General features: G+C 67.3%; 12 protein-coding genes and 1 tRNA gene. 4 read left to right on the top strand and 9 right to left on the bottom strand.

The window, feature by feature from the left end; all coding sequences use genetic code 11:
- Window positions 1–4: 4 nt before the first annotated feature.
- From infB to QTI45_RS05520, 8 genes are all read right to left on the bottom strand, one after another.
- Window positions 5–2,917 carry a translation initiation factor IF-2 gene (gene infB, locus QTI45_RS05555; protein WP_286367775.1) on the bottom strand — a complete coding sequence of 971 codons (2,913 nt, stop codon included), beginning with the start codon at window positions 2,915–2,917 and terminating at the stop codon, window positions 5–7.
- Between the two features lie 24 nt (window positions 2,918–2,941).
- Complete coding sequence (nusA, locus tag QTI45_RS05550; RefSeq protein WP_286367774.1) at window positions 2,942–4,426, bottom strand: transcription termination factor NusA; 1,485 nt, start codon at window positions 4,424–4,426, stop codon at window positions 2,942–2,944.
- 17 nt (window positions 4,427–4,443) lie between these two features.
- A complete protein-coding gene (gene rimP, locus QTI45_RS05545) occupies window positions 4,444–5,052 on the bottom strand; it encodes a ribosome maturation factor RimP (RefSeq protein WP_286653737.1) in 609 nt (202 codons plus the stop codon).
- A 172-nt stretch (window positions 5,053–5,224) separates the two neighbouring features.
- Complete coding sequence (locus QTI45_RS05540; protein ID WP_286653736.1) at window positions 5,225–6,427, bottom strand: YbfB/YjiJ family MFS transporter; 1,203 nt, start codon at window positions 6,425–6,427, stop codon at window positions 5,225–5,227.
- Window positions 6,418–8,034: an ABC transporter ATP-binding protein gene (locus tag QTI45_RS05535; RefSeq protein ID WP_286653735.1), complete on the bottom strand. Its 1,617-nt coding sequence runs from the start codon at window positions 8,032–8,034 to the stop codon at window positions 6,418–6,420. Before QTI45_RS05535 ends, QTI45_RS05540 begins: the two co-directional genes overlap by 10 nt.
- Window positions 8,031–9,071, bottom strand: coding sequence for an ABC transporter permease (locus tag QTI45_RS05530; protein WP_286367770.1), 1,041 nt, complete (start codon window positions 9,069–9,071; stop codon window positions 8,031–8,033). The genes QTI45_RS05535 and QTI45_RS05530 overlap by 4 nt, the downstream gene beginning before the upstream one ends.
- A complete protein-coding gene (locus QTI45_RS05525; protein ID WP_286367769.1) occupies window positions 9,064–10,098 on the bottom strand; it encodes a microcin C ABC transporter permease YejB in 1,035 nt (344 codons plus the stop codon). Before QTI45_RS05525 ends, QTI45_RS05530 begins: the two co-directional genes overlap by 8 nt.
- A gap of 7 nt (window positions 10,099–10,105) precedes the next feature.
- Entirely contained in the window at window positions 10,106–11,902 is a 1,797-nt protein-coding gene (locus QTI45_RS05520; RefSeq protein WP_286653734.1) for an extracellular solute-binding protein, read from the bottom strand.
- Window positions 11,903–11,939: 37 nt separating this feature from the next.
- Between QTI45_RS05520 and fabI the strand changes: the two genes are divergently transcribed.
- From fabI to QTI45_RS05505, 3 genes are all read left to right on the top strand, one after another.
- Entirely contained in the window at window positions 11,940–12,725 is a 786-nt protein-coding gene (fabI, locus tag QTI45_RS05515; protein WP_286367767.1) for an enoyl-ACP reductase FabI, read from the top strand.
- 74 nt (window positions 12,726–12,799) lie between these two features.
- Window positions 12,800–13,645, top strand: coding sequence for a DNA ligase (locus QTI45_RS05510; protein WP_286653733.1), 846 nt, complete (start codon window positions 12,800–12,802; stop codon window positions 13,643–13,645).
- 4 nt (window positions 13,646–13,649) lie between these two features.
- Window positions 13,650–14,519 carry an EamA family transporter gene (locus QTI45_RS05505; protein ID WP_286653732.1) on the top strand — a complete coding sequence of 290 codons (870 nt, stop codon included), beginning with the start codon at window positions 13,650–13,652 and terminating at the stop codon, window positions 14,517–14,519.
- Here the strand turns inward: QTI45_RS05505 and QTI45_RS05500 are convergent.
- Window positions 14,482–16,806 carry an arginine/lysine/ornithine decarboxylase gene (locus QTI45_RS05500; RefSeq protein WP_286653731.1) on the bottom strand — a complete coding sequence of 775 codons (2,325 nt, stop codon included), beginning with the start codon at window positions 16,804–16,806 and terminating at the stop codon, window positions 14,482–14,484. The two genes, QTI45_RS05505 and QTI45_RS05500, sit on opposite strands and share 38 nt — an antisense overlap.
- A 173-nt stretch (window positions 16,807–16,979) precedes the next feature.
- Here QTI45_RS05500 and QTI45_RS05495 point away from each other — a divergent pair.
- A tRNA-Ser gene (locus tag QTI45_RS05495) sits at window positions 16,980–17,070 on the top strand.
- The last annotated feature ends 30 nt before the right edge of the window (window positions 17,071–17,100 follow it).

Here is a 17,100-nt window from a genome sequence, read left to right as displayed (position 1 = left end):
TCGCTTACAGCGTCCGGGCGATTTCCTTGATCTCGAAGAACTCGAGGTGATCACCCTCTTTGATGTCGTTGTAGTTCTTGAGCTTGATACCGCACTCGAAGCCTTCGCGCACTTCGCGGACGTCGTCCTTCATGCGCTTGAGCGAATCGATCTCGCCGGTGTAGATCACGACGTTGTCGCGCAGCAGGCGGAAATGCGCACTGCGGTTGACCGAACCCGAGGTGACCATACAGCCCGCGACCGTGCCGATCTTGGAGGCCACGAACACGGTGCGGATCTCGGCCGAGCCGATGACCTCTTCGCGCCGCTCGGGAGCCAGCATGCCGGACATCGCGACCTTGATCTCGTCCACAGCGTCGTAAATGATGCTGTAGTAGTTCAGCTGCACGCCGTTGTTCTCGGCCAGCTTGCGCGCACCGGCATCGGCGCGCACGTTGAAGCCGATCACGATCGCCTTCGAGGCGATCGCCAGGTTGATGTCGCTCTCGCTGATGCCGCCGACGCCGGCGTACACCATCTGCACCTTGACCTCCTCGGTCGCCAGCTTGAGCAGCGACTGGGCCAGTGCCTCCTGCGAGCCCTGCACGTCGGCCTTGATGATGATCCGCAGCGTCTGGACTTCGCCCGCCGACAGGTCGGTGAACATGTTCTGCAGGTTCGCCGCCTGGGCCTTCGCCAGCTTGGTGTTGCGGAACTTGCCGGCACGGTAGGTGGCGATCTCGCGCGCCCGGCGCTCGTCGGCCATCACCATGAACTCGTCGCCCGCTTGCGGCACCTCGGTCAGGCCCTGGATCTCGACCGGAATCGACGGACCCGCCGACTTGATGGTCTTGCCGTCCTCGTCGATCATGGCGCGCACGCGGCCATAGGTCGATCCGGCCAGCACCACGTCGCCGGTCTTGAGCGTGCCGGACTGCACCAGCACGGTCGCGACCGGGCCGCGGCCTTTGTCGAGCTGGGCTTCGATGACCAGGCCCTTGGCGGCGGCATCGACCGGCGCCTTGAGTTCCAGCACTTCGGCCTGCAGCAGCACCTGTTCGAGCAGGTCGTCCACGCCCTGCCCGGTCTTGGCGGACACCGGCACGAAAGGCACGTCGCCGCCGTACTCTTCAGGCACGACTTCTTCGGCAACCAGTTCCTGCTTGACGCGGTCGAGGTTGGCATCGGGCTTGTCGACCTTGTTGATCGCGACCACGATCGGCACACCAGCCGCCTTCGCGTGCTTGATGGCTTCCTTGGTCTGCGGCATGACGCCGTCGTCGGCCGCCACCACCAGGATCACGATGTCGGTCGCCTGCGCACCGCGGGCACGCATGGCGGTGAACGCCTCGTGGCCCGGGGTGTCCAGGAAGGACACCATGCCGCGCGCGGTCTGGACGTGGTACGCCCCGATGTGCTGCGTGATGCCGCCGGCTTCGCCCGCGGCCACCTTGGCGCGGCGGATGTAGTCCAGCAGCGAGGTCTTGCCGTGGTCGACGTGACCCATGACGGTCACGACCGGTGCGCGCGGCAGGGCTTCGGCCTGCGTTGCCGACACGTCCTCGTCGGTGAAGGCTTCGGGGTCGTCGAGCGCGGCGACCACGGCCGTGTGGCCCATGTCTTCCACGATGATCATCGCGGTGTCCTGGTCGAGCGACTGGTTGATGGTCGCCATCTGGCCGAGCTTCATCAGTTGCTTGATGACTTCGGACGCCTTGACCGCCATCTTGTGCGCGAGCTCCGACACCGTGATGGTCTCGGGCACGTGCACTTCGAGCACGCGCGCCTCGACCGGTGCGGCCGGCATGCGCTCTTCGTGGCCTCCGCGGTCGTTGCCGCGGCGGCCGCGCGGGCCTCCGCGCCAGTTGCCGCGGCCGACACCGCCGCTGGCATCGCCGCGGGTCTTGATTTCCTTTTTCTTGGCGGTGTCGCCGGCCCAGCTCGACGAGAGCTTGGCCGACTTGACTTCCTTGCCGGCGCCGGCGCCAGGCGCGGCGGCGGCACCCGGCGCTGCGGGCGCACCCGGGCGGGCCGGCGGCGCGGTCGGCTTGTGCAGCGTGCCCTTGACGGCCGCCTTCTCGGGCGCGGGCTTCTCGGGCGCCTTGTGCGGCACCAGCACGCGCGCCGGGGCGTTCATCATGGCGCGGATGGCCTCGGCCTCGGCCAGGGCCTTGCGGCGGCGCTCGTCGAGGTCCTTGGCGCGGGCGGCTTCCTCGTCGGCACGAGCCTTCGATTCGGCGGCAGCCTTGGCCTTGGCGTCGTCCTTGGCCTGCGCGGCCGCGGCTTCTGCGGCAGCCTTGCGGTCGGTCACGGCGGGGGCTTCCTCGGGCGCTTCAGGTGCACCTTCGGTGACCGCGGCGGCGGCTTCGGCAGCCTTCTTGCGGGCGGCCTTGGCCTCCTGCTCGGCCTGCTCGGCGCGCTCGACCTTCTCGCGTTCGCGGGCTTCGGCTTCTTCGCGCAGGCGGCGCTTCTCGGCCAGCTCTTCTTCCTGGCGGCGGATCAGTTCGGCCTGGCGGCGTGCGTCTTCCTCGCGGCGGGCGAGTTCGGCTTCGTCGATGCGCGGCGCTGCGGGCTCAGCTGCGGCGGGCGCCTCGGCTTCGGCCGCGGCGGTCGCTTCGGACACCGCCGGGTGGCCTTCGTCGCGCTGGATGAAGGTGCGCTTCTTGCGCACTTCGACCTGGATGGTGCGGGCGCGGCCGGTGGCGTCGGCCTGCTTGATCTCGCTGGTCGACTTCTTGGTCAGCGTGATCTTCTTGCGCTCGGGCTCGACCGTGCCGTGGCTGGCCTTCAGAAAGCCGAGCAGGCGCTGCTTGTCGGCCTCGCTGAGCGCGTCGGTGACGGCCTGCTTGGGCACGCCTGCGCTCTTGAGCTGGTCAAGCAAGGTTTCGGGAGTCTTCTTGAGTTCGTTCGCGAACTCGGCGACAGTGGTACTGGACATATTGGTTTCGTGCCTCCATGACCGTCACTCTTGGCCGGCGAACCAATGTTCGCGGGCTTTCAAGATCAGGTTCTTGGCCTCATCGGCGCTCTGGCCGGTGATTTCGGTGAGTTCATCGACCGCGAGGTCGGCCAGGTCGTCACGGGTGTGCACACCCGCCTCGGCCAATTTGGGAATCAGGGCCGCATCGAGGCCGGCGAGGTCGCGCAGATCCTGCGAAACGCTCTCGACGTCCTCTTCACGGGCGATCTCCGCCGTCAACAACGCATCCTTGGCGCGCGAACGCAGCTCGTTGATGGTGTCTTCGTCGAAGCTCTCGATCTCGAGCAGCTCGGAGATCGGCACGTAGGCCACTTCCTCGAGGCTGGTGAAACCTTCGGAGATCAGGATGTCGGCGATTTCCTCGTCGACGTCGAGCTTCTCCATGAACAGCTTGCGGCTGGCATCGGTTTCGGTCGCCTGCTTCTGGGCCGACTCGTTGGCATCCATGATGTTGATCTTCCAGCCGGTCAGGTCGGAGGCGAGCCTCACGTTCTGGCCGCCACGGCCGATCGCGATCGCGAGGTTTTCCTCGTCGACCACCACGTCCATTGCATGTTTTTCTTCGTCGACCACGATCGACGACACGTTGGCCGGCGCCAGGGCGCCGATCACGAACTGGGCCGGGTCCTCGCTCCACAGCACGATGTCGACGCGCTCGCCGGCGAGCTCGTTGGTGACCGCGTTGACCCGGGTGCCGCGCACGCCGACGCAGGTGCCGATCGGATCGACCCGCTTGTCGTGCGACAGCACCGCGATCTTGGCGCGCGAACCGGGGTCGCGGGCGCAGCTCTTGATCTCGAGCAGGCCCTGCTCGATCTCGGGCACTTCCTGGCGGAACAGCTCGATCATGAACTCGGGGGCCGAGCGTGACAGGATGATCGGCGCCCCGCGCAGCGTGAGGTCGACCTCCATGATCATGGCCCTCACGCGGTCGCCGTTGCGCAGGTTTTCCTTGGCGATCATCTCGCTGCGGCGCAGGCGGCCTTCGACCCGGCCCGCTTCCACGATGATGTCGCCCTTGTCCAGGCGCTTGACGGTGCCGGTGAAGATCTTCTCGCCGCGCGACATGAAGTCGTTGAGCAGCATCTCGCGCTCGGCATCGCGGATCTTCTGCAGGATCACCTGCTTGGCGGCCATGGCGCCGATGCGGCCGATCGGCACCGAATCCACCGCTTCCTCGATGTACTCGTCGACCTCGATGTCGGGCATCTCTTCCTTGGCCTCGAACAGCAGGATTTCCTGGTCGGGCAGCTGCAGGCCGGCTTCGTCCGGAACGACGTGCCAGCGGCGGAAGGTCTCGTAGTCGCCGCTGTCGCGGTCGACGGCGACGCGAATGTCCACGTCGCCCTGATAGAGCTTCTTGGTGGCTTGCGCCAGGGCGGATTCGACTGCGCCGAAGACGACGTCGCGTTCGACGTTCTTCTCGCGCGAGATCGCATCCACCAACATCAACATTTCGCGATTCATGCCACCACTCTCCTCATTCAGTCCGACACCGCGGTGCCGGGTTTTGGCCTGCGCCCATTGAAATCCACTATCGGGGCCAGCCGCGCCTCGCGCAGCTCGTCCAATGCAAAACCGAGCGCCTGCAGGGGGGCAGGCACGCGCTTCTTGCTGATCTTCTGGCCGGGCTTCGCGGCCGGCTCCTCGCTCCAGACGATCTGCCACCCGGGCTGACCGTCTGCGCCTGCGACACGCTCCAGCGTGCCGCGAAATTTCTTGCGGTTGGCGGACACCTGGCCCGCCGCGGCCGCGCCCATCGGGGCCTTCAGCGTGATGTCGATCACCTCGCCGGCAAAACGCTCGAAATCCTGTTCGTTTCGCAACGGCCGATCGATGCCCGGCGATGACACCTCGAGCCGCTTGTATTCGGCGCCGTCGACCTCGAGCGCGAACTGCAGCTGCCGCGTGACCTTCTCGCAATCCTCGACCGTGATGAAGGGCTCCGGCGTTCCGGCAGCAGCTTCAGATGTGGGGCCGGCCCAGGGCAAATCAATCGTGACGCGCAGCAATCCCCCGGCCGAGCGTTCGATCTCGACCAGGTCGTAGCCGAGACCGGCCACGGTTTGTTCCACTGTCTGCTGCAATGCCACGTGTCTTTGTTCGCCTTTGAAATTCACCCGATGCCGCAGTGCCTCCGCCCCGCTCCGAGGTCACTTGCCGCATCGAAAATGCTTCGACCAATAAAAAACGGGCGGTTGGTACCCGCCCGTTTGGTCGTGAGCCTCGGATTATATGCCAAATGCGTTACAGAAACAGGGGTTTCTACGGCTTCTGAAACGCTTTGACGCGGTAAGAGCGCCACCAAACCATTGCAAAAAGCAACGCTCCGAGGGCCAGGACCGCGGCGGCCACCAGCAGGGGCACCGCGAACGAGCCGGTTCGCTGGGCCAGGGGCGCCGCGAACAGCGGCCCGAGGATCTGCCCGACCCCGTAGGAAGCCGTCGCATAGCCGATCAGGCCGGCCGAGGCATTGCCGCGCAGCCGGCGGGCATCCCGCATCGCGAAAAGGGTGATTGCCGTGAAGGGCATGCCGAGCAGCAGGCTGCCGAGGCCGAAGCCCCAGATCGTCGGCCACGCCACCGACAGCACGACCCCGAGCGCCTGCAGCGCGTAGGCGACGGCGAGCAGCAGCCGGTTGTCCCAGTGGATCGGCGCCCGGGCGCCGATCAGCGCGCCCGGCACGATCGCCAGCCCGAACAGCGGCCAGAAGAAGTCCGGCCACGGCGAGCCTGGCAGCGCCTGCCGGGCGATCACCGGCAGGAAGGTCGCGGTGATGATGTAGCCGAAGCCGGCCAGGCCGTAGAGGGCCACCAGCCAGCGGGCGTCGCGGCTCGCGGCGGCCGATTCGGCCGCCGACGGCGGGACGGCCGCCGCCGGGGCGCTGGCCGACCCTGATTCGCCGTCGCCGAAGATGCGCCAGATGATGGCGATCAGCGCCAGCGACAACAGCCCGAAGCCGATCCAACCGGCCTCGGAACCCCAGCGCCCGAGCGCGCCGCCGAGCAATCCGGTGGCTGCGATGCCGATGCCGGGGCCCGTGTAGATCACGCCCGCCAGCGCCGGCGCACCGGTTTCCGCCAGCCGGCGCAAGCCCCAGCCGGAGGCGAAAACGAAGGTCCAGGCGCTCATCACGCCGGCCGCGGTGCGCAGCACGCCCCAGGGCGTGAAGCCCTGCAGCAGGCCCATGCCGAGCAGCAGCGCAGCGGTGGCGACCAGGCCGCCGCGCACCATGCTGGTGGGCTTGAGGCGGATCGCCGCGCAGCTGAGGGCGCCCAGGAAATAGCCCAGGTAGTTGAGCGAGGCCAGCACGCCGCCGGCCTGCAGGTCCAGCTTGCCCTCGTGCAGCATGACCGGCAGCATCGGCGTGAAGGCGAAGCGCCCCAGGCCCATGGCCACGGCCAGGGCCACCATGCAGGCCAGCGCCGCCCGCCAAGCCGAGCGCCTGTCGTAGCCGATCAACGACATTCCGCCGCTGCCACCAGCTTCTGCGTATAGGGATGCTCGGGCGCATCGAGCACCCGCTCGACCGCGCCCGACTCGAGGATGGCGCCGTCCTTCATCACGATGACCTGGTGCGCCATGGCGCGGATCACCTCGACGTCATGGGTGATGAGCAGGTAGCTCAGCCCGCGCTCGCGCTGCAGCCGCTGCAGCAGGCCCAGGACCTGCTTCTGGATCGTGACGTCGAGCGCGCTGGTCGGCTCGTCGAGCACCAGCAGCTTCGGGTCGACGATCAGGGCCCGCGCGATCGCCAGCCGCTGCCGCTGGCCGCCCGAGAACTCGTGCGGATAGCGGTCGAGCAAGGCCGGGAACTGGCTCTCGGCGAGGCCGACGTCGGCCAGCGCGGTCAAGGCCCGTTCGCGGCGGGCGCGGGGATCGAGTCCGGGCGCGTGCACCGTCAGGCCCTCGCCGACGATCTGCTCGACCGTCATGCGCGGCGACAGGGACGAGAACGGGTCCTGGAAGACCACCTGCATCAGCCGGCGCAGCGCGCGGTCGCTGCGGCCGCCCGCGGCCCACTGCCGGCCCGCGACATCGAGCCGGCCCTGGTGCTTCAGGAGCCCGAGCGCCGCCAGCGCCAGCGTCGACTTGCCCGATCCGGATTCGCCGACCACACCCAGCGTCTCGCCCGGCACGATGCGGAAATCCGCGCCCTGCACGGCCACGAACTCGCCGCTGGAGAACCAGCCCTTGATACCGGGGCGGGGCACCGGGTAGCTCACGCGCAGCCCCGCCGCCTCGAGCACCGGCTGCGCCTGCGAGTCGACCGCCACCGAAGCGACATCCCGGCTCGGGCGGCTGTCGATCAGCTTGCGGGTGTAGGGGTGCTGCGGCGCGTCGAACACGCTGGCCACCACGCCGTGCTCGACGATGTGGCCGTTCTCCATCACGGCCACGCGATCGGCGAAGCGGCGCACCAGGTTCAGGTCGTGCGTGATCAGGAGCACCGCCATGCCGTGCTTGCGCTGCAGTTCGGCCAGCAGGTCGAGGATCTGCGCGCGCACCGTGACATCGAGCGCCGTGGTCGGCTCGTCGGCCAGCAGCAGGCGCGGCTTGCACGCCAGCGCCATCGCGATCATCGCGCGCTGGCGCTGGCCGCCCGAGAGCTGGTGCGGAAACGCCCTCGCCCGGCGCGCCGGCTCCGGGATGCCGGTGTCGGCGAGCAGTTGCACGGCGGCCTGGTGCGCGTCGCGCGCCGACATGCCCTGGTGCAGCTCGAGCACTTCGGCAATCTGGTCGCCCACCGGGTAGAGCGCATTGAGCGCGGTCATCGGCTCCTGGAAGATCATCGCGATCTCCTTGCCGCGGATGCCGCGCAGCTGGCGTTCGGGAATCTGCAGCAGGTCGCGCGCGGCCTCCCCGCCCTCGCCGGCGAAGCTCGCACGCCCCGAAAGCTGCGCGTTCTGCGCCAGCCGCAGCAGGCTCAGCGCAGTCACCGTCTTGCCGGAGCCGGACTCGCCGACCAGCGCGAGCTTCTCGCCCGGCGCGATCTCGAAGTCGATGCCGTGCACGACTTCCTTGTCGCCGAAGGCGACCCGCAGGCCCTGGACGTTCAGCAGTGCTCCGCTCATTGATCGGCCTTGCGCGGATCGAGCGCATCGCGCAGCGCGTCGCCCATGAAAGTGAGCAGCATCAGGGTCAGCACCAGCACGCCGAAGGTCGACATCGAGATCCACCAGGCGTCGATGTTGGCCTTGCCCTGGCTCAGCAGTTCGCCGAGCGAAGGCGTGCCCGGCGGCACGCCGAGGCCGAGGAAGTCGAGCGAGGTCAGCGCCAGGATCGCGGCGCTCATGCGAAACGGCAGGAAGGTCACGACCGGCGTCATGCTGTTGGGGAGGATGTGCTTCCACATGATCTGCAGGTTGCCGACGCCGAGCGCGCGCGCGGCGCGCACGTAGTCCATCTGCCGGTTGCGCAGGAACTCGGCACGCACATAGTCCGACAAGCCCATCCATCCGAACAGGCTCAGCAGGATCAGCAGCAGCGAGACGCTGGGCGCGAAGATCGCGCTGAAGATGATCAGCAGGTAGAGCTCGGGCATCGAACTCCAGATCTCGATGAAGCGCTGGAACGCGAGGTCGATGCGGCCGGCGAAGAAGCCCTGGATGGCGCCCGTGACGATGCCCAGCACCACGCCGACGAATGTCAGCGCCAGCGCAAACAGCACGCTCACCCGGAAGCCGTAGATCAGTTGAGCCAGCAGGTCGCGGCCGCGGTCGTCGCTGCCCAGGAGGTTCTCGGCCGAAGGCGCCGCCGGATTGGGCGACCTGGCGAAGTAGTTGAGCGTCTTCGGGCCGTAGGGATTGGGCGCGTAGAGGGCCCAGTTGGCGCCGCCCGTGATGCGTTCGCGGATGAAGGGATCGAGATAGTCGGCCGGGGTCTCAAAGTCGCCGCCGAAGGTCTTTTCCGAATAGTCGCGCAGCACCGGAAAGTAGGTCTGGCCCTCGTAGCGCACCACCAGCGGCTTGTCGGTGGAGAGCAGTTCGGCGAACAGGCTCAGCACCACAAGCAGCGTGAAGACCAGAAGGCTCCAGTAGCCGAGCCGGTTGCGCCTGAAGCGCTGCCAGGCGCGGCGGCCGGGCGAAACGATGGCGCCGCCGCTAGTCAAACTTCACCCTCGGATCCACCAGGACATAGCAGAGATCGCTGACCAGCTTGGTCACCAGCCCGATCAGCGTGAACAGATAGAGCGTGCCCAGCACCACCGGATAGTCGCGGCGGATCACGCTCTCGTAGCTCAGCAGGCCCAGTCCATCGAGCGAGAACAGCGTCTCGATGAGCAGGGAGCCGGTGAAGAAGGCCCCGATGAAGGCGGCCGGAAAACCCGTGACGATCGGGATCAGCGCATTGCGGAACACGTGCTTCCACAGCACGTCGCGCTCGGTCAGCCCCTTGGCCCGCGCGGTCAGCACGTACTGCTTGCGGATCTCCTCGAGAAAGGAGTTCTTGGTCAGCATGGCGGTGACCGCGAAGCTGCCCAGCACCATCGCCGTCACGGGCAAGGCGATATGCCACAGGTAGTCGACCGTTCGCGCACCCCAGCTCATCGCCTCCCAGCCGGGCGATGTCAGGCCGCGCAGCGGAAACCACTGCAGCTGCCCGCCGAAGATCACGAGCAGCGCCACGCCGAGCACGAAGCCCGGAATCGCATAGCCGATCAGCACGATCAGCGTGGTGAGGAAGTCGAAGCGCGAGCCCGCCCTCACCGCCTTGGCGACGCCCAGCGGCACGGCGATCAGGTAGCTGATGAAGAAGGTCCAGAGCCCGAGGCTGATCGACACCGGCATCTTTTCCTTGACCAGTTCCCACACGGCCTTGCGCTGGTAGAAGCTGGTGCCCAGATCGAAGCGCGCGTAGGACTTCAGCATCTGCCAGAAGCGCTCGAGCGGCGGCTTGTCGAAGCCGTAGAGTTGCTTGATCTCCTCGATGCGCTGCGGATCGAGACCTTGCCGCCCGCGGTAGCCTGCGCCACTCGCGGCCGCCCGTTCGCCACCCGAATCGCGCCCCTGCAACTGCGACACCATCTGCTCGACCGGCCCGCCCGGCACGAACTGGATCACGACGAAGGTCAGCAGCAGCACGCCGAACAGGGTCGGCACCATCAGCAGCAGGCGTTTGAGGATGTAGCTGACCATCGCCTTCCTACTTGTTGGCGGGCGATGCCCACCAGGTGCTCATGGCCCAGTCGTGGGCGTCGTAATAGGGAGGGATCACGGGAGGCAGCACGAATGGCTTCGGATGGTAGCCGATCAGGAAGGCGCCGCCGTAGTACTGCGGGATCGAGTAGTAGCCGTGCGAAAGCACCCGGTCGAGCGCGCGCATGGCGGCGCTGAGCTCGGGCCGCGTGGTCGCGCTCACGACCTTCTTCACCAGCGCATCCACAGCCGGGTCGGCGATGCCCCAGATGTTTCGCGAGCCGTGGGTCGCGGCGGCCTCCGAGCCGAACAGCTCCAGCAGTTCGCCGCCCGGCGCCGTGCTGCCCGGCAGCCGGACCGTGGTCATCTCGAAATCGAAGTTGTCCATGCGCTGCTGGGCCAGCGAGAAATCGACCGTGCGGAAAGTCATCTGGATCCCGAGCTTCTGCAGCGCCGACTGGAATGGCGTCGCGACCCGGATCAGCGAAGGCTGGTCGTTGAGGAACTCGATCGTGAAGGGCTCGCCCTTCTCGTTGCGCAAGGCGCCATCCCGGTAGGTCCATCCCGCCTCGGCCAGCAATGCCCGTGCCTTGCGCAGGTTCTCGCGCAGGCTGCCCGGCGGCGCGGTGCTCGGCGAGACCACGGCGGGGCCGAAGACCTCGGGCCGCAGCTTGTCGCGCAGGGGTTCGAGCAAGACGAGTTCTTCCGGCGTGGGCAGCCCTTCGGCGTGAAACTCGCTGTTCGGGAAATAGCCTTCGACACGCTTGTACAGCCCATAGAAGAGCTGCCGGTTGAGCCACTCGAAATCCACCGCGAGCCCGATCGCCTGCCGCACCCGGATGTCCTTGAACTTCGGATTGCGGGCATTGAAGACGTAGCCCTGGAAGTCGCCGGGATTGCGGTTCTCGAAGGCCCGCTTGACGATCTCGCCGGAGTCGAACTGCTTGCCCTTGTACTGGCGGGCCCAGTTGCGCGAGGTGAACTCGCGCATGAAGTCGTATTCGTCGGCCTTGAGGCCTTCGAAGCGCGCCGTGTCGTCGAGGTAGATCCGGTAGGTGACGCGGTCGAAGTTGAAGAAGCCCTTGCGCACCGGCAACTCCGCGCCCCAGTAGTTCGGGTCCCGGGCGTAGGTGATGTCGCGGCCCATGCGCGGGTTCACCAGCTTGTACGGGCCCGAGCCGATCGGCACATCGGTCGTGATCTGGTCGAAAGGCTTGCCGCCGCCCCAGGCGCGGCTGAACACCGGCATGCCCCCGACCACCAGCGGAAGCTCGGGGTTGGGACTCCTGAAGTCGAAGCGCACAGTGCGTTCGTCGAGCGCCTTGACGCCCTTCACCTCGGCGTAGATCGTCTTGAACTGGGGCGCCGCCAGTTTGCCGGTGAGCGTGGTGAACGAATGCACCACGTCGGCCGCGAGCACCGGGCTGCCGTCGTTGAAACGCGCCTTCGGATGGATCCTGAAGGTGGCGGACTGCTTGTCCGCCGCGACCTCCACGTCCTCGGCCAGCAGGCCGTAGGCCGTGGTCGGCTCCTCGGAGTTGCCGGTCAACAGGCTCTCGAACATCAGGCTGCCGATGCCGTAGGGCGCCGTGCCCTTGAGCGTGAACGGGTTGAACTTGTCGAAATTGGTCGGCCGGGTCGGCGGCACCATGCGCATCTCGCCGCCTTTGGGCGCCTTGGGGTTGACATAGTCGAAGTGAGTGAACCCCGCCGGGTACTTGATGTCGCCGAACTGGGCGTAGGCATGCGCAGCCCAGGAGGGAACCGCGCAAAGCGCCAACAAGAGGAGAAGCCAAACCCGCATGCGAGAATTCTGCCCAAGATTTACACGAGGTCGTCCCATGGGCTTTCTTTCCGGCAAAAAACTTCTGATCACGGGCGTGCTGAGCAACCGCTCCATCGCCTACGGCATCGCCAAGGCCTGCCATGCGCAAGGCGCCGAGTTGGCTTTCAGCTATGTCGGCGAGCGCTTCAAGGACCGCATCACCGAGTTCGCGGCCGATTTCGACTCCAAGCTGGTGTTCGACTGCGATGTCGGCGACGACGCCCAGATCGCGAAACTGTTCGCCGACCTGGCCCAGACCTGGCCCAAGTTCGACGGTTTCGTCCACAGCATCGGCTTTGCCCCGCGCGAGGCGATCGCGGGCGACTTCCTCGACGGCCTGTCCCGCGAAGGCTTCAAGATCGCGCACGATATCAGTGCGTACAGCTTCCCGGCCATGGCCAAGGCGGCCCTGCCCTACCTCAACGACAAGTCGGCGCTGCTCACGCTGACCTACCTGGGCGCGATCCGGGCCCTGCCCAACTACAACACCATGGGCCTGGCGAAGGCCTCGCTCGAAGCCTCCGTGCGCTACCTCGCCGAATCGCTCGGGCCCAAGGGCATGCGCGTGAACGGCATCAGCGCCGGCCCGATCAAGACGCTGGCGGCCAGCGGCATCAAGGATTTCGGCAAGCTGCTGTCGGCGATCTCGAAGGTGGCGCCGATGCGCCGCAACGTGACCATCGAAGAGGTCGGCAACGTCGCCGCCTTCCTGCTGAGCGACCTGGCGAGCGGCGTGACCGCCGAAATCACCTACGTGGACGGCGGCTTCAGCCAGGTGGTGGGCGGAGTGTCGGAAGGCTAGTCGCGTTCCGGGCGATGGGGCGCGACAGCCCCTTGGCGATGGTTGGGGAGGGATGACTTGTCACGATGAACAAGATGGATCGACGCGCTTTCGTCCTGGCGGGCCTGGCCGCGCTGGCTTCGACGGCGCTGGCACGGAGCGGCGCGCCGCCGCTGATGCTGGCCGAGGTGTACCGCCGCGGCATGCCGCTGGCGGACTACTGGGTCAGCGAGAAATACGACGGCGTTCGCGGCTACTGGGACGGCAAGCGGCTGTGGACCCGCGGCGGCGAGCCGGTTGCGGCGCCGGCGTGGTTCACCGCCGCGCTGCCGGCCGTTCCGATGGACGGCGAACTCTGGGCCGGCCGCGGCCGTTTCGCGCACGCCGTCTCGACCGTGCGCAGCCAGACGCCGAACGACGTCGCCTGGCGCCAGATGCGCTTCATGGTGTTCGACCTGCCGGCCATGCCGGGCGACTTCACCGCCCGGCTCGCGGTGCTGCGCAAGCTGCTGCCGATCACCGAGGCCCCCTGGATCGTGCCGGTGCCCCAGCTGCGCGCCACCACCCACGAAGATCTCCAGGCCCTGCTCGACAAGACCGTGCGGATGGGCGGCGAAGGCCTCATGCTGCACCGTGGCGGCTCGCTCTACCGGGCCGAGCGCAACACCGATCTGGTCAAGGTCAAGCCTTACGACGACGCTGACGCGCGCGTCGTCTCCCACGTTCCGGGCCGCGGCAAGCACGCCGGACGGATGGGGGCCATCTGGGTCGAGACCCCCGACGGCAAGCGCTTCAAGCTCGGCGGCGGCTTCAGCGACGCCGAGCGCGAGAAGCCCCCGGCCATCGGCAGCTGGGTGAGCTACCGCTACAACGGCACCAACCCGAGCGGCCTGCCGCGCTTCGCGCGATTCCTGCGCGAGCGCCCGGACCTGGGCGACTGAAGCCGTGACGCTCAGCCCCACGCTGGTTGGCGCCGTGCTGTTCGGCGCGCTGCTTCACGCAGGCTGGAACGCGCTCATCAAGTCGGGCACGGACAAGGCGCTCGACACCGCGCTGATCCACAGCCTGGGCACCTTCATCGCCGTGCCGCTGCTGCTCCACACCGGATTGCCGGCACCCGCCGCCTGGCCCTACATGGCCGCCTCGCTGGTGATCCACCTCGGCTACTACGTGGCGCTGGCGGGCGCCTACAAGCACGGCGACCTCGGCCTCACCTACCCGGTGATGCGCGGCTGCGCCCCGTTGCTGGTCGCGATGGGCAGCCTGCCCTTCATCGGAGAGGGCATCTCGGCGGCGGCGTGGGCCGGTGTCGCCGTGATCTGCGTCGGCGTCGTCACGCTGGGCCTGTCTCGCTCGGCGCTGCGCGACAGCGACGAAAGCCGGCGCCGCAAGGCACTGGGCTTCGCCCTCGCCAACGCCGCCATCATCGCGGTCTACACCGTGGTCGACGGCATCGGCGTGCGGGCCTCGGGCAACGCGCTGGCCTACGTGGCCGGCCTGTTCCTGTTTGACGGCCTGCCCTATCTGCTGCTGGTGCTGTGGCGGCGCCCCGGCCAGCGGCGCGCCGCCCTCGGCTACATGGCGGGGCGCTGGAAGCTGGCGCTGGTCGGCACCGTGGCCTCGCTCGGCAGCTACGCCATCGCGCTGTGGGCCATGACGCACGCGCCGGTGGCGGTCGTCGCCGCGCTGCGCGAGACCTCGGTGCTGTTCGCCGCGGTCATCGGCACCCTCTTCCTGCGCGAGCCCTTCGGCTGGCAGCGTGCCATCGGCACCGTGGTCATCGTCGCGGGCGTGATGACTTTGCGGCTGGCTTGACGACCGCCGGTGCCACCGGCTCGGCGCGCACGCAATCGGCGTAGTAGCGCTTCTTGCCGGTCTCGTCGATGCGGCCGACCAGGCCGTGGATGTCGGTCTCGAAGCCCGGACACTCGGTGTTGAACTCGCGCGCGAACTTCAGGTAGTCGACGATCTTCTTGTTGAAGACCTCGCCCGGGATGAGCAGCGGAATGCCGGGCGGGTACGGCGTGATCAGGCTGGTCGTGATGCGGCCTTCGAGGTGGTCGATCTCGACCCGCTCGGTCTTGCGGTGCGCGATGTGGGCGAAGGCATCGCTCGGCTTCATCGCCGGCGTCAGGTCGCTGAGATACATCTCGGTGGTCAGGCGCGCGACGTCGAAGCGCGCGTACAGCTCGTGGATGTGGTGGCACAGGTCGCGCAGGCCGAGGCGCTCGTACTTGGGATGCGCCTGGCAGAACTCCGGCATGATCCGCCACATCGGCTGGTTGCGCGCGTAGTCGTCCTTGAACTGCTGCAGCGCCGTCAACAGCGTGTTCCAGCGGCCCTTGGTGATGCCGATCGTGAACATGATGAAGAAGCTGTAGAGCCCGGTCTTCTCGACGATCACGCCATGCTCGGCCAGGAACTTGGTGACGATGCTGGCCGGGATGCCGGTGCTGGCGAACTTGCCGTTCAGGTCCAGGCCTGGCGTCACGATGGTCGACTTGATCGGGTCCAGCATGTTGAAGCCGTCCGCCAGCTTGCCGAAGCCGTGCCACTTGGCGGTGCGCGACTCGCCCTTGATGATCCAGTCGTCGGCGCGGCCGATGCCCTCGTCCACCAGCTTCTCGGGGCCCCAGACCTTGAACCACCACTCGTCCTTGCCGAACTCGGCCTCGACCTTGCGCATCGCGCGGCGGAAGTCGAGCGCCTCGAGGATGCTCTCCTCGACCAGCGCGGTCCCGCCGGGCGGCTCCATCATCGCGGCGGCGACGTCGCAGCTGGCGATGATGGCGTACTGCGGGCTGGTCGACGAGTGCATCAGGTAGGCCTCGTTGAACAGGTCGCGGTCGAGCGCCCGGTTCTGCGAGTCCTGCACCAGCACGTGGCTGGCCTGGCTGATGCCGGCCAGGAGCTTGTGGGTCGACTGGGTCGCGAACACCAGCGAGTCCTTCGGCCGCACGCGGCGCTTGCCCATCGCGTGGTAGGCGCCGTAGAACGGATGGAAGGCCGCGTGCGGCAGCCAGGCCTCGTCGAAGTGCAGCGTGTCGACGTAGCCGTCGAGCATGTTCTTGATGGTCTCGGTGTTGTAGATCACGCCGTCATAGGTCGACTGCGTGAGCGTCATCACGCGCGGCTTCACCTTGCTGGCATCGACATGCGAGAGCAGCGGATTGGCCGCGATCTTGGCCTTGATGGCCGCCGGCTCGAACTCGCTCTTCGGGATCGGGCCGATGATGCCGAAGTGATTGCGCGTGGGCTTCATGAACACCGGAATCGCGCCGGTCATGATGATCGCGTGCAGGATCGACTTGTGGCAGTTGCGGTCGACCACGACCACGTCGTCCGGCGCCACCGTGTGGTGCCACACCATCTTGTTGCTGGTGCTGGTGCCGTTGGTGACGAAGAAGCAGTGGTCGGCGTTGAAGATCCGCGCCGCGTTGCGCTCGCTGGCCGCCACCGGGCCGGTGTGGTCGAGCAGCTGGCCGAGTTCCTCGACCGCGTTGCAGACGTCGGCGCGCAGCATGTTCTCGCCGAAGAACTGGTGGAACATCTGGCCCACCGGGCTCTTGAGGAAAGCGACGCCGCCCGAGTGGCCCGGGCAGTGCCACGAGTAGGAGCCGTCTTCCGCGTAGTCGATCAGCGCCTTGAAGAACGGCGGCTGCACGCCTTCCAGGTAGCTCTTGGCTTCCCGGATGATGTGCCGCGCCACGAACTCCGGCGTGTCCTCGAACATGTGGATGAAGCCATGCAGCTCGCGCAGGATGTCGTTCGGGATGTGGCGCGAGGTCTTCGTCTCGCCATAGATGTAGATCGGCACGTCGGCGTTCTTGCGTCGCACTTCGCCGATGAAGCTGCGCAGGCTCAGCACCGCCGGGTCGAGGTCCGGACCGACCGTGAACTCCTCGTCGTCGATCGACAGGATGAAGGCGCTGGCGCGGCTCTGCTGCTGCGCGAACTGGCTCAGGTCGCCGTAGCTGGTGACGCCCAGCACCTCGAAGCCCTCGCTCTCGAAGGCCTGCGCCAGGGCGCGGATACCAAGCCCCGACGTGTTCTCGGAGCGGAAGTCCTCGTCGATGATGACGATGGGAAAGCGGAATTTCATGAGCAGGGCTCCGGACAGGCAAATAGGCGCGAAGTGTACGGAATTCGGATGAAGGTTCCGGCGGTCCGTCGAACGGCGTTTCGGGCGGCGTGCCGGACGGGCCTTCGGCGCCTTCGCCGTGCCCGCCCCGGGCGGCGGAAAACGCGCCGTGGCACTGCTACAATCATGGGCTCGGAGCGGTGGATGAGCGGTTTAAGTCGCACGCCTGGAAAGCGTGTGAGGGTTAATAGCCCTCCGCGGGTTCGAATCCCGCCTGCTCCGCCAGAAAATACGTCTCCAGCAGCTTCCAACTGC

Source organism: Variovorax saccharolyticus, from assembly GCF_030316765.1.
Lineage (GTDB): Bacteria > Pseudomonadota > Gammaproteobacteria > Burkholderiales > Burkholderiaceae_C > Variovorax > Variovorax saccharolyticus.
This window is presented reverse-complemented; position numbering and strand designations above follow the sequence as displayed.